The sequence below is a fragment of the Micromonospora lacuserhaii genome (assembly GCF_036902735.1).
Classification (GTDB): domain Bacteria; phylum Actinomycetota; class Actinomycetes; order Mycobacteriales; family Micromonosporaceae; genus Micromonospora.
In genome coordinates this window covers 35917-55804 of record NZ_JBAKHO010000009.1, presented here as the reverse complement: position 1 = coordinate 55804, position 19888 = coordinate 35917, and the positions used below count along the sequence as shown (strand labels likewise).

Below are 19888 nucleotides of genomic sequence, written 5' to 3'. Positions count from 1 at the left end.
ATGCCTCGCTGTGCAGCTTCGCGTCTCTGCCTCCTTCCGGACAGTGACATCGGGTTCCGCGGCGAGCCGGAGCGTGCCTCCGGGGCCACGGATGGCGCTCCGCAAACCGGGTAACCGCGGCTGACGTGGCCCGGCGCCGGGGCCGCCCGACGGGGAGCGGAAGCATGAGCCAGATCGGGGCACGGCCACCCGAGCCGGAGCGGACCGGGGACCGGCGGGACGTCGAGCCGGACGTCCTGCTCGACATCCCGAACGTGTCGGTCGACGCGATCCGGTTGGCGGTGAACGAGCTCGACGCCGACGTGTCGCTGCGCGTCCGGCTGGCCAACCTCCTTCAGCTGGACGCCGGGGTGCGGGTGCACCTGGCGGGCGTGGAGCTGGACATCGAGGGCGTCCAGGCCGAGGCCCTGCTGAAGGTCCGGCTGGAGCGGCTGGTGGAGATCCTGGACCGCGCGCTGACCACCCTCGACCGCAACCCGGAGATCATCCAGGCGTTGGCCCGTAGCGCCGACGTGGCGCTGACCGACGTCAACCGTTTCGCCAACCGGGTCACCGAGGCGACGGCGCCGGTCATCGGCGAGGCCGGCCGGGAGGTCGGGCAGCCGGTGACCTCGATCGGCGCCGTGGCCGACCGGGCCGGCACGGTGGTCCCCGACGACCTGCGAGCCGAGGCGTCGCCGGGCGCTCGCCGGCCCCCCGCGTCACCCGGCCACCCGCAGGGCGTCAACACCCCCCGGCCGGCCCGACCCGAGGTTCCCAGGGCCGTCCGGCCGGAACGGACCGTCGGGCCCCGGCCGGAGTCGCCGGCCGGCCCGGCGCCGGTGGGTTCGCCGCCGGAGCCCCCACTCGGCCCGACCGCGCCGTCCACGCCCGCTCCCCCCGGGGGTACGGGCGCCACGGGTGGCGCCGCCGGTGCAGGCCCGACCGGTGCTGCCGGGGCCGGCGGTGCCGGTGCGGAGCGCGGCGGCCCCGAGGGTACCCGGCCTGGCGCTGCCGCGGCAGGCGGTGCGGGTGTGGAGCGGGGCGCTGCCGAGGGCGCCCGGCCCGGCGCTCGGGGCGGTGCCGAAGGTGCCCGGCCGGGTGCGGAAGCCGGGCAGGAGGGCGGCCAACGTCCGTCCGGCGCTGCGGAGGGCGGTGTCGGAGCCGGCCGGGAGGGCGGCGAACGCCCGCAGAGTGTCGGGGAACGCGCGCAGGAGGCTGCGGCTCAGGCGTCCCAGCTCGCCGGGCAGGCGGGGGAGACCCTGCGGCAGGCCGGCCGGAGCGTCTGGGAGGCGATCCAGGGCGGGATGGCCCAGCGGCGCCAACGCCCCGACCGCTGACCTCGGCCAGCGAGCTCGAGGTCGGCCCCGGTCGGCGTGGGCGGCGGTGTGCCGCAACCGGGGGCGTTCAGTGCTGGCGGCGCCACCGGGCCGGGCCGGTGACGAGGGGGAGCGCGGCCAGCGGCGCGACCGTGACGGCCAGGGCCAGGGAGCTGGTCAGGTCGCGGGGCAACCAGAGCAGATTGTCGCCGATGCCCATGGCGTGCGCGGTCAGCGAGAACCCGACGAACAGGGCGACCGCCGCACCGACGACGACCAGCCGGGGTACGCGGGCGACCGGAGCACGCCCCACCGGCGCGGCGACCGCCCGGACGGGCGCCGGCTCGACGGACGCCCGCCCGGTGGGGGCGGGCCGCACGGGCGTCGACCGGACGGGCGTCGGTCGAGCCGTGCCGGCGCGGGTGGCCGTGACACCGGTGAGTCGGTGTTGCAGGCTGGTGAGCCCTCGGACGGCCCACGCCACGACCGGAACGACGAGCGTCAGCACCAGACCGGCGTGGACGGCCCAGGCGCCGGCGAGGGTGGGCCCGCCCCAGGAGTCCTGGTACCCGCCGTCGGTCGGACCGGGCAGGCCCAGGAGGCTGCGGAACGGATAGGCCAGCACGTTGATCAGGACCAGGAACGCGAGGGTGGCGGTCAGCACCGTCGAGGCGAGGGCGATCGGCAGGGTCAGCAGGGCGCGGGCCAGCACCCGGAGGCGTCCCGTGCCGGCCGCTCGGGCCGCCTGCCGCAGGGCCAGTGGTACCGCGCGGAGCGAGAAGCCGAAGGCCCGGCGGCCCTGCGCGCCGTACGCCGCCCGCCACGAGGTGGCGAGCCGACCGATCACGTGGCGGAGGTTTCTTCCCACTGTCATGTGGCCAGTCTCGATCCGTTCCGCCCGGCCCACCATCAGGACCTTCCCCGCCGAGGCCCTTAGGGGAGGGTCGACGGGGACAAGGTCGTACGTCCGGCAGGGCTCCACCTTGTCCCCGTCCGGGAAGGTTGGAAGGTCTAGCCCTGCCCGACGAGGAGACCCGATAGGCCGCACCAGCCGCCACGCGTCGGGGCCGTCGCGGCGGGACATCGTGACCGTCCCGGCCCGTCGATAATGGTCGACATGACGGTCCGATACGACGAGGTGCTCAGCCCGCTGCGTGAGGCGTACGACTCGCACGCGGCGTGGCGTGACGCGCTCACCAAGGAGCCGTGGAAGCTGGCGGAACGGCAGGCGTTCCGTGACCGGCTGGCGCCGGGCGCGCGGCTGCTGGAGATCGGCGCCGGCACCGGACAGGACAGCGCCTACTTCCAGCAGGAGGGCTTTGCCGTCGTCGCGTCCGACCTCTCGCCGGTGATGGTCGAGCGCTGTCGGGCCAAGGGCATCGAGGCCCATGTCATGGACTTCTTGCACCTGGGTTTCCCGGCCGGCTCGTTCGACGCGGTGTTCGCGATGAACTGCCTGCTGCACGTGCCCAACCACGACCTGCCCGCGGTCCTCGCGGCGATCCAGGCGATCCTGCGCCCCGGCGGGCTGTTCTTCGTCGGCGTGTACGGAGGCAACGAGAGCGCCGAAGGTCCCATCAGCGACGACGAGCACAAGCCGCCGCGCTTCTTCTCGTTCCGCACCGATGAGCAGTTGCTCGGCTTCGCCGCCGCCTCGTTCGACGTCGTGGACTTTCACCCCGTGGACGTCGGCCGCGGCCACCGGTTCCAATCGCTGACGCTGCGCCGCCCGGACCTCGGATAACGGAGCAATCCCAAGGCCGTCGTGGGCAATCCATGGGCCCGCAACCACGTGCCTGGGTCGGCCATCCGGATTCCAGGGTCAACCAGGGTCAGACCGGACAGCAGGGCTCGTTGGAGACAAAGCTGAGCGCCGACCTGCGTTTCCGCTGATCGGCGCTCGTGTAGCCCCGGCGAAGGCTATGTGGCCGGGGGCGGGGTCGAACCGTCGACCTTCCGATTTTCAGGCACCTGCATCTCCGCAGGTCAGAGTGCCGACGAAGGCCGCCGTGCAACCGACGTGCAACTAGTTCCGCATCGTGATGTGCCGAGGCAGCCGTGCAACATCACCGTGCGCAGCGAGTTCCGACAGGGCTTTGGCGATCTCACGATCACGGCCGTCGACGGCGTGTAGGTACCGGCGGGCCGCCGCCATGGACGAGTGCCCGAGTCGCTTCATCAGGTCGGCCAGGTCAGATCATCAAGGCGGCCCGCAAGCGGGCCGCGCCGGCCGATACAAACGATGCCTCCGGCGGGGGCCAGACGACTCCAGGATGGCCGCCAAACCGTTCCGGTGATCGAGTGGTTAGGGAGCTGCCATGTGGGGCTGAGGCGGTCAGCCCGGTGATCAAAACGTCAGGGTCGCGAGGGCAAGACCGACCAGGGCAACGATGATGACGACCAGAGCCTTGCCAAGCACGTCGTTGATCCGATTGACCCGGGCGGGTAGCCGATCCTTCAAGCGGTCGAGGACGTGATGGGTCACGTTCACGGGCAGGAAGAGCGCGAGGACAGTCGTCCAGACGCTGCCGATCGAGCTGTAGCCGGCGAGGGATGAGACGAGCCAGATCAGCACGAGAAGATTTGGGACCACGGCCGCTAGGAGGGCACGGGGGATCGAGGCGGAGGGGCGTGTGGCCGCGGGGTGAGTCACTGCCTCAGGATGACACCGCTTCGCCAGAGGTTGCATGGGACCGCTGGCAGAGGACGTGCAGCGAACGTGCAGCCAACGGCGGCGATCAAGGGTCAAGGGCGGTCAACTGCGGGCAATGGGCATCGATGCAACGAGGGCACAAACAGCAAGATCCCCACCGACGTTTCCGCTGGTGGGGATCTCTGTAGCCCGGCGAAAGGCTATGTGGCCAGGGGCGGGGTCGAACCGCCGACCTTCCGATTTTCAGTCGGACGCTCGTACCAACTGAGCTACCTGGCCGTGGTGCTCCGGGTCATGCTACCCGAGGGTCACATGCTCCGATACGCAGAACGCCGCGCAATGGTTCACGCGGCGTCGGCGCTGGCGGTCCTGACGGGACTTGAACCCGCGACCTCCGCCTTGACAGGGCGGCGAGCACTCCAACTGCTCCACAGGACCTAGCATTTGTTGCATCCGACCGGAGTCGGACCGTGCCCCCAACGGGATTCGAACCCGTGCTACCGCCTTGAAAGGGCGGCGTCCTGGGCCGCTAGACGATGAGGGCGGCCCCGCCATCATTGCATACTCGCAACTTCAAGCGGACTTGCTCCCATCCGGCCCCGCCGGAGGCATGAGAAGCATATGCCATGCCCCGTCGGTCGGCCAAACCGGTATGGCCGGCGGCACACCGTACCGCATAACCGCAGGTCAGCAGGGGTGTCAGCGGAGCGGGACGATGCCGTACCGGCGTTTGAGGTCGGAGATCAGGTGCGGGCAGGCGGCGAGGGTGCCGCCCCGGTTTCCCCCGCCGTCGTGCATCAGGATCACCGCGCCGGGGCGCGCGGCCCCCTCCACCCGGTGGATGATCGTCGGCGTGGTCGGCTTCGCCCAGTCCTGCGGGTCGACGCTCCAGTGCAGCGGCCGCATCCCGAGCTGCCGGGCCACCGCGATCTCCTCCGCGGTCCACCGGCCGCCCGGCTGACGGAAGAACGGCACCTTCGCTCCGGGGACGGCGCGGCGGATGGCCTCGTTGGTCCGGATCATGTCGGCCCGGATCTCGGCCACCGGTCGCCGGCCGAGGTCCATGTCGTGCCGCCAGCTGTGGTTGCAGAGCTGGTGACCCTCGCGGACGATCCGGGCGACCAGCTGCGGGTGCCTGCGCACCTGTACGCCGACCACGCAGAACGTCGCTGTGACGTGCGCGGCGTGCAGCTGGTCGAGGACCTTCGGCGTCCAGGCCGCGCTGGGGCCGTCGTCGAAGGTGAGCGCTACCCCGCGTACTCCGGTGGTGCGGTTGAGCCCAGCGGGCAGCTTGGCGGGCAGCGCCCGCAGCGGGGGCTTCGCCGAGGGCTTGGGGGTGGGCCGGGGCGCCGGGGGGGTCCGGGTCGGCTCGGGCGGCAGCGGCGCGCTCGGGGTGGCCGCCGCCGTCGCGCCGTCCGCCTGCGGTGTCGTCCCGGTCTGTTCCCCGCAGCCGGCGAGCAGAAGAACCAGGCCGAGGGCGACCGCCAGGACAGGAGGTGGACGCATCGTCACTCCGAGGGGATCGGCTACGCGGACGCCCCGACGGTAGTGGACGCGCGCGCAAAGTGGCAGCCCTGGTCAGTCCCCTGTCGACTGATCCAACGAGTCCCGTACGGCCAGCGCGAGCGAGACCGCCTCGGCCAGGTCCACCGGTCGCACCACCCCGGCCGGCAGCGTCTCGGCCCGCCAGCCCGGCCCGGCGGCCAGTACCAGCAGGGGCCGGCGGGGCATCGCGAGAAGGGCGCTGAGCTGCCCCGGGTCGGCGGTGGCCCGGGTGTGCGACCAGACCGCCACCGCGGCCGGGCCGGTCCGGTTCACCGCCTCGATCAGGGCGGCCACCGGCACCCGGGCACCGAGTGTGCGGTAGGCCACTCCCGCCTCGGCGAGCGCGGCGGCCAGCGCCTCCAGGGGCAGGGTGTGCTGCTCCTCGTCGGCGCAGGAGAGCAGGATCCGGGCCGGCCCGGTGGGGCGTCCCCGGCTTGCCACGGCGGAGAACGCCTCGGAGACGCACCGGGACATCAGGTGCTCCACCTCGATCAGCCCGGCGGTGGCGGCGTGCCGCTCGCCGATGCCGAACAGCACCGGGCGGAGCAGGCTCTCCCAGGTGGCGATCACGCCGTCGGTGGCCAGGGCGTGCGAGATCGCCCCGCTGATCGCCGTGGAGTCCAGCCGCATGGCCGCCCGGGCCAGGCCGCGGGCGGCCGGTCCGGCGCGGCCGACCGGGATGGTCTGCCCGCCGCCGTCGCGGCCGACCCCGGCCCGCAACCGCTGTTCGAGGGCGGGGCTGACCGCCGGGCTCTGCTTGGCCCAGCGGGCGGCCTCGGCCGGGCTGACGCCCTCCGCGGTGAGTTTGCGCATGACCTCCAGGCGGGCCAGGTCGGCCGGCGTGTAGCGCCGGTGGTGACCCGGTACGTGCTGGCTGGGGCCGAGGCCGTAGCGCTGGTGCCAGGTGCGCAGCGTGGTGACCGCCACGCCCAGTCGGCGTGCGACGGCCCCCGCGCTCAGCGGCTCATCGGCCACCCGACCGCTCCGACGCGTCGTCCGCCGGAACACCGGGCGGGATGGTGTCGCCGGCGGGACCGCCGGTGGACCTGTTCGGGCGCAGCAGTCGGCTGACCACTCCGCCCAGCCAGGGTGCGTACGTGCGCGGGTCGGCGTCGATCTCCGACATCAGCCGGGCCGGGTCGGCCCAGCGCAGCTCGGACACCTCGTCGGGATCCGGCCGGGTCTGGACGTCGGCCGCCACGTCGGCGCGCAGCACGTGGTCGTACTCGAACTCGACCCGGCCGGTGGCCGGGTCCTCCGCGTAGTAGAGGTAGACGCCGACCTCGGCGAGCTCCACCGGGCCGGCGCCCAACTCCTCGGCCAGCCGACGGTTGGCGGCCTCGACCAGGGACTCGCCGGGCCGGGGGTGGCCGCAGCAGGAGTTGGCCCAGCGCTGCGGGAAGCGGGTCTTCGCCGCCGCCCGCCGCTGGAGCAGCACCTGGCCGGCCGGGTCGACCAGCAGCACCGAGAAGGCCCGGTGCAGCCGCCCCGGCGCCTGGTGCGCCGCGGCCACGGTGGCCTCGCCGAGCACGTGCCCGGTGTCGTCGACCAGCTCGACCAGGTGTCCTTCCCGAGAGGTCACCTGGTCACCGACCCGCGCCGGTGATGCGGTTGGCGGCGAGCTTGCCCGAGATCAGCACCATCGGCACGCCCACGCCGGGCTGGGTGCCGGAGCCGGTGAAGACGACGTTGGACAGCGTCCGGTGCAGGTTCGACGGGCGGAACGGCCCGGTCTGGAAGAGGGTGTGGGCGGCGGCGAACGGCGTACCGGCGGCCATGCCCTGCTCCTCCCATTCGGCGGGTGTGATCGTGCGCAGCACCTCGACGCCGTCGCCGAAGCCGACGTACCCGCGCTCCTCCAGCGTGTGGATCAGCTGGTCGGCGTAGCGGCGGCTGAGGTCGCCGCGCCAGTCGAACGGGGCGCGTTGCAGGTTGGGCACCGGCGCGAGCACGTAGTAGGTGTGCCGGCCGGCCGGTGCGACCGAGGGGTCGGTCCGGCTCGGGTTGGTGACCAGCAGCGACGGGTCGGTCATCAGCTCGCCGCGCCGGATCACCTCGTCGAAGGTGCCCTTCCACTTGCGCCCGAAGTGGATGTTGTGGTGGGCGATCTTCTCATACCCCTGCTTCGATCCGATGTGCAGGACGACGCAGGACGGCGAGTAGGTCAGCTTGCGCTGCCGCCCCTCGGGCAGCAGGTCCCGGTAGGCGACCGGCAGGTCCGGGTTGAGCACCACCACGTCGGCCGGGATCAGCTCGCCGTCGGCGGTCACCACGCCGGTGGCCCGCCCGTTGGCGGTCTCCACCCGGGTCACCGTGGTGCCGTACCGGAACTGCACGCCGTGCTTCTCGGCGGCGCCGGCCATGCCGCGGGAGACCGCGTGGATGCCGCCGCGCGGGAAGTACACCCCGGCCACCGAGTCGAGGTACGCGATGACGCTGTAGATGGCCAGCGCGTCGTGCGGGGCGAGGCCGGCGTACATGGCCTGGAAGGAGAAGATGCGCTGGGTACGCGGGTCGGAGAAGAACTGGTTGATCTTCGTCTGAAGACGCCGGAACGCGCCGTTGGCCAGCAGCTTCACCAGGTTGGCGGTGAGCAGGTCGGTCGGGGCGTCCAGGTTGCGGTCGATGAAGTCGGCCCGCTCCCAGTTCCACAGGTTGCGCGCGTAGTCGACGAACCGCAGGTAGCCGTCGGCCTCCCGGGGCCCGCAGACCCGGGAGATCTCGGCCGCCATCCGGGTGGTGTCGGTGATGACGTCCAGCGTCGAGCCGTCCGGGTAGTAGGCCCGGTAGGCGGGGTCGACCGGGGTGAGGTCCAGCCAGTCGGTCAGCTCCTCGCCGACCGCGCCGAGCGCCTCGGCGATCAGGTCGGGCATGGTGAGCACGGTCGGTCCGGTGTCGAACTCGTAGCCGTCGACGCTGAGCCGGCCGGCCCGGCCGCCCGGCACCGGCTCGCGTTCCACCACGGTCACCTGCCGGCCACTGCCGGCCAGGTGCAGCGCGCACGCCAGCCCGCCCAGGCCCGCGCCCACGACCACCACCCGGTCCGTACGTCCGTTCACGGTGCGCACGTGACCACCTCCTTCGCAAAGTCGCTCATCATGCCTGCCGGTTCGTGGCGGCGGTGGCGAGACCGGTCAGCGCGGTGCGCGCCGTCTCGTCGATCGACGCGGTGTCGAGCGCGGTCAGCGCCTCGGTCACCCGGTCGGAGATCATCCGCTCGACCCGGGCCACCGCGCCGGTGTCGGCGACCAGTTCGGCCAGCCGGGCCACCTCCCGGGGGCCGGTGACCGTGCCGGCGCGCTCCAGTGCGCGCCGCTGGCCCGGGGTGGCGAGCTGCCGGGCCAGCATCAGCAGCGCGGTCGGCTTGCCGGTGCGCAGGTCGTCGCCGGCCGGCTTGCCGGTGGTCGCCGGGTCGCCGTAGACGCCGAGCAGGTCGTCGCAGAGCTGGAAGGCCTCGCCGACGGCCAGGCCGTAGCGGGTGTACGCGGCGATCAGCGGTGCGTCGGCGGCGACGCCGGCCAGGCAGGCGCCGAAGAGCAGCGGCCGCTGGACGGTGTAGCTGGCGGTCTTGTAGCGGGCCACCCGCAGCGCCCGGTCCACCGACCAGTTGGCCGCGTCGTTCTCGCCGAGCACATCGAGGTACTGCCCGGCGACGGTCTCGATGCGCATCTGGTCGTAGCAGCGCCGCACGTCGAAGAGCCGGGCCGGGGGCAGGGTGGCGTGGCTGAGCAGCCGGTCGGCCCAGACCAGGCAGAGGTCGCCGATCAGCACGGCCACCGCCTCGCCGAACCGGCCGGGGTCGCCGGTGTATCCCGCGGCGACGTGCCGGGCGGCGGCGGCGCGGTGCGCGGTGGGCAGGCCGCGCCGGGTGTCGGAGCCGTCCATCACGTCGTCGTGCACCAGTGCGAAGGTGTGCAGCAGTTCCAGGGCGGCGAACGCCGGGAGCACCGTGGGCAGCGGCGCGGCCCCGCCCACCACCCCGCGCCAGCCCCAGTACGCGAAGGTGGGGCGGACCCGCTTGCCACCGGCCAGCACGTTGTCGCGCGCCGTTGCGGCGAATCCGCCCATCGCTGCGTCGATCTCGGTGAGCGAGGCGACCTCGGCGGCCAGGAACGCCGCGAGAGTGTCGTCCACGCCCTTGATCAGGTCTTTCGTGAACGCGGCCAGCACGCCGCGGACCGGATCGTCCGTCGCTCCCGGCTGAGCCGGCGCGACGCGGAGCGCATTACCCGCAACTGCGTCGTTGGCCATGTGGGCGAGCGTACCCTAGGGTTACGAGTTGCGTCGATTGCTGCGTCGAATTTCGAGGAGGGCCGGTGGACACGGATCTCACCGCTGCCTATGCGCGCTGCCAGGAGCTGCACAAACGCCATGGGCGTACCTACTATCTCGCCACCCGCCTGCTGCCCGCATGGAAACGGCGGCACGTGCACGCCCTGTACGGATTCACCCGCTACGCCGACGAGATCGTCGACCGCACCGAGGACCTGCCGCCGGCCGAGCGCGCGGCCCGGCTCGACGAGTGGTCCTCCCGCTTCGTCGCCGGCCTGCACGGCGAGCCGGTCGACGACCCGCTGCTCCCGGCGGTGCTGCACACCATCGCCGTCTTCGACCTCGACCGCGACGACTTTGCGTCGTTTCTGCGCAGCATGGCGATGGACCTCACGGTCATGTCGTACCCGACCTACGACGACCTGCTCGACTACATGGAGGGCTCGGCGGCGGTCATCGGCACGATGATGCTGCCCATCCTCGGCAGCTCCGACCCTGCAGCGGCCCGCGATCCGGCCCGCCAGCTCGGCTTCGCCTTCCAGCTCACCAACTTCATCCGGGACGTCGCCGAGGACCTCGACCGGGGCCGCACCTACCTGCCCGACGAGGACCTGGCCAAGTTCAACGTCACCCGCGACGACCTGCTCGCGGCGAAGGCGCAGGGCCGCACCACCGCGAAGATCCGGGACCTGATCGAGTACGAGGTGACCCGCGCCCAGGCGCACTATGCAGCCGCCGCGCCCGGCATCACCCTGCTCGCCCCCGCCTCGCAGGCCTGCATGCGCACCGCCTACGCGCTCTACGGCGGCATCCTCGACGAGGTGGCCGCGCAGGACTACGACGTCTTCGTCCGGCGCGCCCTGGTTCCGCAGCGACGCCGGATGGCGGTCGCCAGCCGTGCCCTGCTCACCCGCACCGGCACCCCCGTCGTCGTACCGGGACCGGCCCTGCCGTGAGCGGGCGTACCGCGGTCGTGCTCTTCACCCGCGACCTGCGGGTGCACGACCACCCGGCGCTCGCCACCGCCTGCGCCGCCTTCGACCGGGTCGTGCCGCTCTACGTGCTCGACCCGGCGCTGGCCGACCGCTCGCCGAACCGCACCCGGTTCCTGCACCAGAGCCTCGCCGGGCTGCGCGAGGCGCTGCGCGAGCGTGGCGGCGACCTGGTGGTCCGCCGGGGCGACCCGGTGGCCGAGACGATCAGGCTGGCCCGGGAGGTAGGCGCCGAGGGGATCGGCCTCTCCGCCGACGTCAGCCGGTACGCCCGCCGCCGCGAGCGCCGGCTGCTTCAGGAGTGCGAGCGGCACCGGCTTCACCTGCGGCTCTTCCCCGGCGTCACGATCGTGGAGCCGGGCGCGCTGCGGCCGACCGGCGGCGACCACTACCGGGTGTTCAGCCCGTACTTCCGCAGCTGGCAGGGGGCGGCCTGGCGGGAGGAGCTGGCCGCGCCGGACCGGATCAGCCTGCCCGACGGTGTCCGGGTCGGCCCGCTGCCGGCGCCGCCGGAGGGGGAGTCGCCGGACGCGGCGGTCGGCGGCGAGAGCGTCGCGCGGCGGCGGCTCACCGCATGGCTGCCGACCCTGGACCGGTACGACGACATCCACGACGACATGGCCGGCGACGAGACGTCCCGGCTCAGCCCGTACCTGCGGTTCGGCTGCCTCTCCCCGCTGGCGGTGGCGAACCGGGCCGGCGGCCGGGACGGGCCGTTCGTCCGGCAGCTCTGCTGGCGCGACTTTTACTACCAGGTCACCGCCGCCTTCCCGGAGATCTCGGGGAAGGCGTACCGGCGCGGGGCGACCGAGGACTGGCGGTACGACGCGGACGCGATGGACGCCTGGACCGAGGGGCGGACCGGCATGCCGATCGTGGACGCCGGCATACGGCAGCTGCGGGCCGAGGGGTGGATGCACAACCGGGCCCGGCTCATCACCGCCGGCTACCTGACCAAGGTGCTCGGGCTGGACTGGCGGCCCGGCGTGGCGGTCTTCTCCCGCTGGCTGCTCGACGGGGACGTGGCCAACAACTCCGGCAACTGGCAGTGGGTGGCCGGCACCGGCAACGACAGCCGCCCGTACCGGAGCCTCAACCCGGTCCGGCAGGCCGAACGGTACGACCCCGACGGCGGCTACGTCCGGCGGTGGGTGCCCGAGCTGGCGGCGGTGGCCGGCAAGGCGGTGCACCAGCCGTGGCGGCTGCCCGCCGAGGTTCGCCGAAAGCTGGACTACCCGCAGCCGCTGGAGGTGCCGGGCGCCGACCCGGTCTGGATGCGCTGACCGTCGGGGTCACGGAGCGTTGCTCTCCAGCTGGCGCCGGGACAGCCGTTCGCACGCTTTGCTCTGCTGCCCTCCAGGCAACGGTAACTTGCCGTCATCGTGGATCGATCGCCTCAGCAGGCATTCGCGTATCGCGCCCCTGGTCATTCCGGTGTTGCATCCAGGGCAGCAGAGCAAAGGGCCGGAGGAGGTGGTCCGGTCCGACGGCGGCCGTGACCCACGGTAACCAGCTTGACCTGTCACAGAAAGTGTCGCCGCCGAAGTCGCCGGCGGAAAGTCGCTGGCCCCGATCGGCGACGCGGTCCAGCCTGGACCGATGCGAACCGAGATCCGTCCACTCGACCTCGCCGAGATCCCCACCGTGGTGGAGTTTTCGCTCCGCGCCTGGGCGCCGGTATTCGCCTCGTTCGGAAAGGTGCTCGGCGAACCCGTTTACCGGGCGATCTACCCGGACTGGCGGGAGAGCCAGGCGCGGGCCGTGGCCGAGGTCTGCCGGGACACCGGCAACGACGTCCACGTCGCCGTCGTGGGCGGGCGGCCCGTGGGCTTCGTCGCGATCCGGATCAACGCCGACCGGACCGAGGGTGAGATCTACATGCTCGCCGTCGACCCCGACCAGCAGCGTCGGGGAATCGGCTCCCGGCTGACCGGGTACGCACTGGACCAGCTCAAGGCCGCCGGGGTCACCCTGGCGGTGGTCGGCACCGGCGGGGACGAGGGGCACGCCCCGGCCCGGCGGACGTACGAGAAGGCGGGCTTCGTCGGATTACCGCTGGTCCGCTACTACACCCGACTCGACCGCTGACCGGTCACAGGCAGGAGTGCAGCGCCTCGACCAGCTCGTCGACCCGGTCATGGTCGGCGAGCCGGGCGGTCGCGTACGCGAAGGTGTAGCCCCGCCCCGGGTCGGCCCAGGCGCTGCTCCCGCCGATCCCGCCCATGCCCCAGCTGCCGTCCGGCTCCCACTGCATGCCCAACGTCCAGCACACCCGCCGACCCAGGACGAGGTCCGGGCCGTCGTACTGGACCCGGGTGGCCTCGGCGACCAGCTCGGGGCCGAACAGGCGCACCCCGTCCAGGGTGCCGCCGGCCAGCAGACCCGCGTAGAGCCGGGCCAGGCCGGACGCGGTGGCGTGCAGGTTGACCGCCGGGATCTCTGCGCCCCGCCAGAGCGCGCTGTTGACCACCGCCAGGTCCCGCCCGCCGGGCGGGTTGTCCACCGCCCGGGCCCGCAGCGACCCCGGCTCACCGCGCATCCGGTCGGGCCACCCCGGATCGCCGTACGACAGGTCGGCGCAGCGCCGCTGGTCGGCCGCGCCGAGACCGAAGCCCAGATCGAGCCGCCACGGCCCGGCGATCTCCTCGGCCAGGAAGCGCCCCACGGACCGCCCGTCCACCCGCCGGACCAGCTCACCCACCAGGTGCCCGTACGTCCAGGCGTGCTCGCCCGCGACGGACCCCGGCGCCCACTCCGGCTCGGCGGCGGCCAGGTCGGTGCAGAGCAGCGCCCAGTCGGCGATCGCCTCCGCGGGCCTGGGCACCGGGAACGCCGGCAGCCCGGCGGTGTGGCTGAGCACCTGCCGGACGGTCGCCGGCGCGCGGAAGCCCGGCCAGTAGGTCGACACCGGCGCATCGAGGTCGACCCGCCCCCGCTCGACCAGCATGAGCAGGCAGAGCGCCGCCACCGGCTTGCCGACCGAGTAGACGTCCACCAGGGTGTCCGGCGCGAACTGTCGACCGGCGGAGCCACCGCCGGCCAGCTCGACGACCGGGCGGCCGTCGTACCAGACGGTCAGGCCGGCACCGGTCTCCCGGCCGTCGGCGAGCAGGTCGTGGAAGCAGTCCCGGACCGGGGCGAAGCGTGCGTGCATCCGGCCACGGTAGGCGGTGGGAATGATTACCGGCGCGGGAATTCCCACCCGGACCGATGGCCGGCCCCAGGTTGGTGCGCGATGCTGGCGGCATGGCGGAGCCGGAACTGGTGGACGTGGTCGTGGTCGGGCTGGGCGTGGGCGGCGAGGAGGTGGCCGGGCGACTCGCCGAGGCCGGCCTCAGCGTGGTCGGCGTGGAGCGGGACCTGGTCGGCGGCGAGTGCCCCTACTGGGGCTGCATCCCGAGCAAGATGATGATCAGGGCGGCGAACTCCCTGGCCGAGGCGCGGCGGGTCAACGAGCTGGCCGGCTCGGCGCAGGTCCAGCCGGACTGGGCCCCGGTGGCGAAGCGGATCCGGGAGGAGGCCACCGACACCTGGAACGACCAGGCCGCGGTGGACCGGTTCACCGGCCGGGGTGGCCGGTTCCTGCGGGGCAGCGGCCGACTCGACGGCCCCGGCCGGGTACGCGTCGGCGAGCAGGTGTTCCAGGCCCGACACGGCATCGTGCTCGGCACCGGCACCCGCCCGTCGGTGCCGCCGATCGACGGGCTGGCCGACACGCCGTACTGGACGAACCACCAGGCGATCGAGGTCGAGGAGCTGCCCGAGACGCTGCTGGTCCTCGGCGGCGGGGCGATCGGGTTGGAGCTGGCCCAGGTCTTCGCCCGGTTCGGCGTCCGGGTCACCGTGGTCGAAGCGTTCGAGCGGGTGCTCGCCGTCGAGGAGCCGGAGGCGTCCGAGGTGGCCACCGCCGCGTTGCGCGCCGACGGGGTGGAGATCCGTACCGGGGTCAAAGCTGAACGGGTCAGCCACGACGGGACCACGTTCACCGTGCACTCCGGCGACCAGGACTTCAGCGCCGAGCGGCTGCTGGTGGTCACCGGGCGCCGGGCGCACCTGGAGGAGCTGGGCCTGGACACCGTCTCGATCGACGCCTCCCAGCGCTACCTGCCGGTGGACGAGCGGATGCACGTCACCGACGGCATCTGGGCGGTCGGTGACCTGACCGGCGAGGGGGCCTTCACCCACATCGCCATGTACCAGGCGGGGATCGTGATCGCCGACCTGCTCGACCACGCCCGGCACGCCGAGGGTGGCGCGGACGCCAGCGGCACCGCGAGCGTGGTGGGCGGCGCGATGGGGGCGGTCAGCGGGGTCGGCGGGGCGACGGCCACGGCCGGCACGAGCGGCGGGGCCGGCACCGTGCCCGGGGCCGACTACCGGGCGCTGCCCCGGGTCACCTTCACCGACCCGGAGGTGGGCGCGGTCGGGCTCACCGAGAAGCAGGCCCGCGAGCGTGGCATCAACGTGCAGGTCGGCCTCTCGCAGCTGTCGTCGTCGACCCGGGGCTGGATCCACAAGGTCGGCAACGAGGGCTTCATCAAGCTGGTCGCCGATGCCGACCAGGGCGTGCTCATCGGTGCCACCTCGGTCGGCCCGGCCGGCGGCGAGGTGCTGTCGGCGCTGGTGGTGGCGGTGCACGCGGCGGTGCCGCTGAGTCAGCTCCGGCACATGATCTACGCGTACCCGACGTTCCACCGGGCCATCGAGGACGCCCTGCGCAACCTCAGCTGACGGTGCCGTGGCGGCCGGCGCCCGCGGCGAACCGGGCCGCGCCGGCCGCCGCGTCCGTCGCCAGGGACTCCATCCCGTACGCCAGCTCGGTGGCGAGCGCCTCCGGCTCGGCAAGGCCGCCGGTGGCGAGCACCGAGGCGCGGTCGTTGCGCAGGCAGGTCTGCGGGTGGCGGGCGATCTCGGCGGCGAGCCGCTCGGCCTCCGCCCGGGCCTCACCCGGCGCGACCAGCCGGTTGACCAGACCCATCGCGTACGCCTCGGCGGCGGGCACCGGGCGGCCGGTTAGGATCAGGTCCATCGCCCGGCTCTCACCGATCAGCCTCGGCAGCCGCACCGTCCCGCCGTCGATCAGCGGGACGCCCCACCGCCGGCAGAACACCCCGAGCGTCGCGTCGGACTCGGCGACCCGCAGGTCGCACCAGAGGGCCAGTTCGAGGCCGCCGGCCACGGCGTACCCGGAGATCGCGGCGATGACCGGCTTGGACAGCGACATGCGGGTGGGTCCCATCGGGCCGTCGCCGTCGGCCTCGACCCGGTTGCCGCTGGGGGTGCCGATGGCCTTGAGGTCGGCGCCCGAGCAGAAGGTGCCGCCGGCTCCCCAGAGCACCGCGACGGCGGCGTCCGGATCGGCCTCGAAGGAGCGGAACGCGTCGGCGAGGGCCCGGGCGGTGGGCCCGTCGACGGCGTTGCGGGACGCCGCCCGGTCGAGGATCACCGTGGTCACCGGTCCGTCGTGCGTGACGTGTACGGCCATCGGGACAGCATGCCGCCGGCGGCGTCCGCACGCCAGGCCCAACGCGACCTCTGCGGTACGCGGTCGGGGCTCGGCGGCTAGCATCGGCGGCGGCAACGATCATGCGACCGCCCGACCTTCCGGGGCGGGCCCAGCGCAGCGGGAGCCTGCCGTGGACCTCTACACCGCCATCCACCGACGCCGGGACGTCAGGGCCGAGTTCACCGGGGAACCGGTGCCGGACGACACCCTGCACCGGATCCTCGACGCGGCGCACGCCGCACCCAGTGTCGGCTACACGCAGCCGTGGGACTTCATCCTGGTGCGCGACGCCGCGCTTCGCCGCCGGTTCCACGAGCACGTGCAGGTCGAGCGGGACGTCTTCGCGGCGACCCTCTCCGGGGAGGCCGCCGATCGGTTCGCCCGGATCCGCATCGACGGGGTGCTGGAGTCGACCCTGTCGATCGTGGTGACCTACTCGCCGTCCCGGGGCGGGCCGGCGGTACTGGGCCGCCACGCGATCGCCGACGCCGGCCTCTACTCGGTCTGCCTGGCCATCGAGAACCTCTGGCTCGCCGCCACCGCCGAGGGGCTCGGTGTCGGCTGGGTGTCGTTCTACCGGGAGGCCTTCCTCGCCGACCTGCTGGGCATTCCGTCGGACGTCCGCCCGGTGGCCTGGCTCTGCGTCGGGCCGGTGACCCACCTGGAGCAGGTGCCGGACCTGGCCCGGCACGGCTGGCGACAGAAGCGTCCACTCGCGGAGGCCCTGCACGCCAATCGATGGACGGGCGGTCACTGAGCCCGCGGCCCGCGTGTCCTCGCGGTCCTGTCAGCGTGCCCGCCGTCGGGCCGGACTGACCGCCCCGCTGACTCCGGCCAGGCCCAGCCAGGACGCCAACGCCGTCAGCTCCGCGCCCACCGCCGCGGCCAGCTCCGGGGTGAACGGGACGTCCTCGTGGACGGCGTCCACCCGCAGCGTCGAGGCCTTCCGGTCGGCGGTCGCGTCCACCTTGCCGACCAGCCGGTCGTGGTGCAGCACCGGCAGCGCGAAGTAGCCCCAGCGGCGCTGGACCTTCGGCACGTACATCTCCAGCTTGTACTCGAAGTCGAAAAGCTCCAGCGCCCGCTTCCGGTCGTGGATCAGCCGGTCGAACGGCGACAACATCGCGGTACGCCCGGCGAACGGCTGACCCAGCATCGCCGGGTCGACCCGCCAGACACCCGGCGTGCCCTTCACCTCCGCCGGCTCACCGGCGTCCCCGACGACGATGGACCGGGCGATGCCCAGGGACCGGAGCAGCCGCTCGTCTCGCCTCGCCCGGGCCTCGGCCAACGGCACCGTCGGCGTGCCCGGCGGATAGACCCGCTCGGCCAGGTCCCACCGGCGCTGCCGCCCGACCCGGCCCGAGATGGCGATCTCGCCGCGGGCGGCGAGGAGCTCCAGCATCTGGGTGACGTTGCGGTTGTTCGTCCAGCCGGTCGACGGCCACGGCACCACGCTGGTGTCCGGCACCTCGCGCGACAGCAGCGGGCCCGAGTCGCGCAGCCGGTCCAGCACGTCCCGCCGGAACGAGTCGTTCGCCGCCAGCCAGGCCCGGCTGCGCCCCTCCGGTGGCCAGGCGGCCATCTCGGCCAGGTAGAGCCCCAGATCCGTCATCGGCCGCACCATCGCGCGGTGCTCGAAGGCCGCCCTGTCCCGCTCCACGGCCAGCAGCAGATCCTCAGGGCGGTAGCGGGCGCCGAGCCGGGACCACGCCACCAGGTCGGCGCTCGGCGCCACCGCCGCCGTCGGATCCAGTTGCAGGAAGGTCAACCTCTCCAGCACCGTGCCGAGATCGGCCGGCTGGTGCGCGTCGAGCAACTGGGCGCGGACCGCGATCCGGCGCGCCTGGACCCGATCGAGGCGGTGGCGAGACATGGACCGAGGCTAACCACCACCTCCGACAGGACACGGCTGGCGGAAAGTCGGCGGCGCGTACAACCCGCCGCTGTGCCGGCCCCGTCAGCGGGGTGGAATCGTTCACGATCGGGGTGGGTGGATGCGGCGGGACCTGGAACAGGAGTACGTCGAGTACGTAACGGCGCGGCTGCCGGCGTTGCGCCGGATCGCCTGCCAGCTCGTCGGGGACGCCCACCGCGGCGACGACCTCGTGCAGGCGGCGGTCACCCGGATCTACGTCAACTGGCGCCGGGCCCGCGAGGCCGACAACCTCGACGCGTACGTCCGGACCGTGCTGATCCGGGTCTTCCTCGACGAGAAACGCCGGCTCTGGTCCCGGGTACGGCTGGTCGACACGCCACCCGAGCGGGTACCCCTGCCCCCCGGCGACACCGTCGAGGACCGGGAAGTGCTCCGCGCCGCGCTCGCCCAGGTGCCGCCCCGGCAGCGGGCCGTGCTGGTGCTGCGCTTCCTGCACGACCGACCCGTCGACGAGGTCGCCGAGACCCTCGGCTGCACCGCAGGCACCGTCAAGAGCCAGACCTCCCAGGGCCTGGCCCACCTGCGTCGTCTGCTCGGCACCGCCACGTACGCGATCACCGGAGAGGGGAAGTGATGGAGGAGAAGCTGCTCACGCCGCTGCGAGACGTACCGCTTCCGCCGTCGGCCGTGGACCTGGACCGGGCCGTACGCGACGGGCGCCGGACCGTACGGCGGCGCCGGGTCGGGGTGGTGGCCGCCGCCGGCCTCGCCGTGGCCGCCGTCCTCGTCGCCGCGCCCGCGATCCTCGAGCGGCAGGCCGCGCCGACGCCCGCCACGCCCGCGGTCACGCCGACCCCGACGGCGGCCAGCACCGCCCCGATGCCTTCGCGTGCCCCGGCCGCCTTCGCTCCCTCCCGCCAGTACGCCGACTTCGGCTGGCTACCGGACGGCGTGACCGACCGCACCGTCACGACGCGGGCCGACCAGCTCGCGCTCACCGCGGCGACGCCGGTGTCGCCGGCCGCCAAGGACCCGGGCCTGATGGTCGACCTGCGGATGGTGCCGGCGGGCCGTGGCATCGCCCTCGGCATCGAAAGGGACTTCGCCACATCCGACAGCGCCACGGGCAAGGCCGGCGCGGAGGCCGCCGAGCCGGTCAACGGCCGCAGTGCGCGGTGGAACACCGTCGCTGCGCCCGATCCCGGGTCCACGGCGCTGCGCTGGGAGTACGCCCCGGGTGCCTGGGCCGAGGTGATCGTGCAGCGGGCGCCGGAGGGCACCGACCCGCGCCTGCTGGCCCATCGGATCGCCGCGGACGTGCGCTACGGCGTGGACCGGCCGGTCCGGCTGCCGGCACGCCTGGGTGTGCTCCCGGCCGGCCTGAAGCCGATCTCGTACCAGGTCAGCAGGTGGGCCCGTGGCGGCTGGACCGTGGAGCTGGCGTACAGCGCCGGCGGCCGGACGAAGTTCGGGGACTGGCCCCTGGTCGTGCTGATGATGCCGCGCGCCTCCGAATCGGGCGACGGCGCCGTCCTCGGCGATCCCGACTCCACGCTGGACGGTCATCCGGCCCGTCGCCGTACGGCCATGGACGGCGGGGCCTCCCTTCAGCTGTACAACGTCCACGGCCTGTATGTGGAGATCACCGTGCATGACCGGAGCACCCTGCGGGCGTTCGGCGGCAACCTGGACCAGCTCTACCGGGACGCCACCATCTACCCGAAGGTCGCCGACTGGCGATGA

General features: G+C 73.4%; 19 protein-coding genes and 3 tRNA genes. 9 read left to right on the top strand and 13 right to left on the bottom strand.

Going from position 1 to position 19888, the window contains the following annotated elements; genetic code table 11:
* The first annotated feature begins 164 nt into the window (after positions 1-164).
* Positions 165-1319, top strand: coding sequence for a hypothetical protein (locus tag V6U81_RS08915; protein WP_334486535.1), 1155 nt, complete (start codon positions 165-167; stop codon positions 1317-1319).
* A 67-nt stretch (positions 1320-1386) separates the two neighbouring features.
* Here V6U81_RS08915 and V6U81_RS08910 read toward each other — a convergent pair whose 3' ends face one another.
* Complete coding sequence (locus V6U81_RS08910; RefSeq protein WP_334486532.1) at positions 1387-2172, bottom strand: hypothetical protein; 786 nt, start codon at positions 2170-2172, stop codon at positions 1387-1389.
* 234 nt (positions 2173-2406) lie between these two features.
* Between V6U81_RS08910 and V6U81_RS08905 the strand changes: the two genes are divergently transcribed.
* The gene (locus V6U81_RS08905; protein ID WP_334486530.1) at positions 2407-3042 is read left to right on the top strand and encodes a class I SAM-dependent methyltransferase; all 636 of its coding nucleotides are present in this window, start codon (positions 2407-2409) and stop codon (positions 3040-3042) included.
* A gap of 603 nt (positions 3043-3645) precedes the next feature.
* Here the strand turns inward: V6U81_RS08905 and V6U81_RS08900 are convergent.
* The 9 genes from V6U81_RS08900 to V6U81_RS08860 form a co-directional block, all read right to left on the bottom strand.
* Complete coding sequence (locus V6U81_RS08900; protein WP_334486527.1) at positions 3646-3873, bottom strand: hypothetical protein; 228 nt, start codon at positions 3871-3873, stop codon at positions 3646-3648.
* 283 nt (positions 3874-4156) lie between these two features.
* A tRNA-Phe gene (locus V6U81_RS08895) sits at positions 4157-4230 on the bottom strand.
* Between the two features lie 82 nt (positions 4231-4312).
* A tRNA-Asp gene (locus V6U81_RS08890) sits at positions 4313-4389 on the bottom strand.
* A 33-nt stretch (positions 4390-4422) separates the two neighbouring features.
* Positions 4423-4495: transfer RNA gene (locus V6U81_RS08885), tRNA-Glu, on the bottom strand.
* A gap of 155 nt (positions 4496-4650) precedes the next feature.
* Entirely contained in the window at positions 4651-5457 is an 807-nt protein-coding gene (locus V6U81_RS08880) for a polysaccharide deacetylase family protein (protein WP_334486525.1), read from the bottom strand.
* Between the two features lie 72 nt (positions 5458-5529).
* The gene (locus tag V6U81_RS08875; protein WP_334486522.1) at positions 5530-6471 is read right to left on the bottom strand and encodes a MerR family transcriptional regulator; all 942 of its coding nucleotides are present in this window, start codon (positions 6469-6471) and stop codon (positions 5530-5532) included.
* Positions 6461-7078: an isopentenyl-diphosphate Delta-isomerase gene (idi, locus tag V6U81_RS08870; RefSeq protein ID WP_334486519.1), complete on the bottom strand. Its 618-nt coding sequence runs from the start codon at positions 7076-7078 to the stop codon at positions 6461-6463. The genes V6U81_RS08875 and idi overlap by 11 nt, the downstream gene beginning before the upstream one ends.
* Before the next feature lie 4 nt (positions 7079-7082).
* Positions 7083-8564 carry a phytoene desaturase family protein gene (gene crtI, locus V6U81_RS08865; RefSeq protein ID WP_334486518.1) on the bottom strand — a complete coding sequence of 494 codons (1482 nt, stop codon included), beginning with the start codon at positions 8562-8564 and terminating at the stop codon, positions 7083-7085.
* A 28-nt stretch (positions 8565-8592) separates the two neighbouring features.
* Complete coding sequence (locus V6U81_RS08860) at positions 8593-9747, bottom strand: polyprenyl synthetase family protein (protein ID WP_334486516.1); 1155 nt, start codon at positions 9745-9747, stop codon at positions 8593-8595.
* Positions 9748-9812: 65 nt separating this feature from the next.
* On the opposite strand from V6U81_RS08860, the gene V6U81_RS08855 reads away from it, so the two are divergent.
* The 3 genes from V6U81_RS08855 to V6U81_RS08845 all read left to right on the top strand — a co-directional run bounded on the left by V6U81_RS08855 (position 9813) and on the right by V6U81_RS08845 (position 12848).
* Complete coding sequence (locus V6U81_RS08855; protein ID WP_334486514.1) at positions 9813-10724, top strand: phytoene/squalene synthase family protein; 912 nt, start codon at positions 9813-9815, stop codon at positions 10722-10724.
* Positions 10721-12043 carry a cryptochrome/photolyase family protein gene (locus tag V6U81_RS08850; RefSeq protein WP_334486512.1) on the top strand — a complete coding sequence of 441 codons (1323 nt, stop codon included), beginning with the start codon at positions 10721-10723 and terminating at the stop codon, positions 12041-12043. Before V6U81_RS08855 ends, V6U81_RS08850 begins: the two co-directional genes overlap by 4 nt.
* 316 nt (positions 12044-12359) lie before the next feature.
* Entirely contained in the window at positions 12360-12848 is a 489-nt protein-coding gene (locus V6U81_RS08845; protein WP_334486510.1) for a GNAT family N-acetyltransferase, read from the top strand.
* 4 nt (positions 12849-12852) lie between these two features.
* Here the strand turns inward: V6U81_RS08845 and V6U81_RS08840 are convergent, their stop codons facing one another.
* Positions 12853-13914, bottom strand: a complete 1062-nt coding sequence (locus tag V6U81_RS08840) for a serine hydrolase domain-containing protein (RefSeq protein WP_334486507.1) — start codon at positions 13912-13914, stop codon at positions 12853-12855.
* Between the two features lie 92 nt (positions 13915-14006).
* On the opposite strand from V6U81_RS08840, the gene V6U81_RS08835 reads away from it, so the two are divergent.
* Positions 14007-15491, top strand: coding sequence for a dihydrolipoyl dehydrogenase family protein (locus V6U81_RS08835; protein WP_334486505.1), 1485 nt, complete (start codon positions 14007-14009; stop codon positions 15489-15491).
* Here V6U81_RS08835 and V6U81_RS08830 read toward each other — a convergent pair.
* Complete coding sequence (locus V6U81_RS08830) at positions 15484-16245, bottom strand: crotonase/enoyl-CoA hydratase family protein (protein WP_334486503.1); 762 nt, start codon at positions 16243-16245, stop codon at positions 15484-15486. The genes V6U81_RS08835 and V6U81_RS08830 overlap by 8 nt on opposite strands.
* 151 nt (positions 16246-16396) lie before the next feature.
* On the opposite strand from V6U81_RS08830, the gene bluB reads away from it, so the two are divergent.
* Complete coding sequence (bluB, locus tag V6U81_RS08825; RefSeq protein WP_334486500.1) at positions 16397-17023, top strand: 5,6-dimethylbenzimidazole synthase; 627 nt, start codon at positions 16397-16399, stop codon at positions 17021-17023.
* 30 nt (positions 17024-17053) lie between these two features.
* Here the strand turns inward: bluB and V6U81_RS08820 are convergent, their stop codons facing one another.
* Positions 17054-18142: a DNA glycosylase AlkZ-like family protein gene (locus V6U81_RS08820; protein ID WP_334486497.1), complete on the bottom strand. Its 1089-nt coding sequence runs from the start codon at positions 18140-18142 to the stop codon at positions 17054-17056.
* A 121-nt stretch (positions 18143-18263) separates the two neighbouring features.
* On the opposite strand from V6U81_RS08820, the gene V6U81_RS08815 reads away from it, so the two are divergent.
* A complete protein-coding gene (locus V6U81_RS08815; protein ID WP_334486495.1) occupies positions 18264-18779 on the top strand; it encodes a SigE family RNA polymerase sigma factor in 516 nt (171 codons plus the stop codon).
* On the top strand, positions 18779-19888 hold the full coding sequence (locus V6U81_RS08810) for a hypothetical protein (protein WP_334486492.1): 1110 nt from the start codon (positions 18779-18781) through the stop codon (positions 19886-19888). Before V6U81_RS08815 ends, V6U81_RS08810 begins: the two co-directional genes overlap by 1 nt.

Excerpts from the sequence above, each read along its gene's own strand:
- V6U81_RS08915 (WP_334486535.1), top strand. The coding sequence starts at position 165 with ATGAGCCAGATCGGGGCACGGCCACCCGAGCCGGAGCGGACCGGGGAC.
- V6U81_RS08910 (WP_334486532.1), bottom strand. The coding sequence starts at position 2,172 with ATGACAGTGGGAAGAAACCTCCGCCACGTGATCGGTCGGCTCGCCACC.
- V6U81_RS08905 (WP_334486530.1), top strand. The coding sequence starts at position 2,407 with ATGGTCGACATGACGGTCCGATACGACGAGGTGCTCAGCCCGCTGCGT.
- V6U81_RS08880 (WP_334486525.1), bottom strand. The coding sequence starts at position 5,457 with ATGCGTCCACCTCCTGTCCTGGCGGTCGCCCTCGGCCTGGTTCTTCTG.
- V6U81_RS08860 (WP_334486516.1), bottom strand. The coding sequence starts at position 9,747 with ATGGCCAACGACGCAGTTGCGGGTAATGCGCTCCGCGTCGCGCCGGCT.
- V6U81_RS08845 (WP_334486510.1), top strand. The coding sequence starts at position 12,360 with ATGCGAACCGAGATCCGTCCACTCGACCTCGCCGAGATCCCCACCGTG.
- V6U81_RS08840 (WP_334486507.1), bottom strand. The coding sequence starts at position 13,914 with ATGCACGCACGCTTCGCCCCGGTCCGGGACTGCTTCCACGACCTGCTC.
- V6U81_RS08835 (WP_334486505.1), top strand. The coding sequence starts at position 14,007 with ATGGCGGAGCCGGAACTGGTGGACGTGGTCGTGGTCGGGCTGGGCGTG.
- V6U81_RS08830 (WP_334486503.1), bottom strand. The coding sequence starts at position 16,245 with ATGGCCGTACACGTCACGCACGACGGACCGGTGACCACGGTGATCCTC.
- V6U81_RS08820 (WP_334486497.1), bottom strand. The coding sequence starts at position 18,142 with ATGTCTCGCCACCGCCTCGATCGGGTCCAGGCGCGCCGGATCGCGGTC.
- V6U81_RS08815 (WP_334486495.1), top strand. The coding sequence starts at position 18,264 with ATGCGGCGGGACCTGGAACAGGAGTACGTCGAGTACGTAACGGCGCGG.
- V6U81_RS08810 (WP_334486492.1), top strand. The coding sequence starts at position 18,779 with ATGGAGGAGAAGCTGCTCACGCCGCTGCGAGACGTACCGCTTCCGCCG.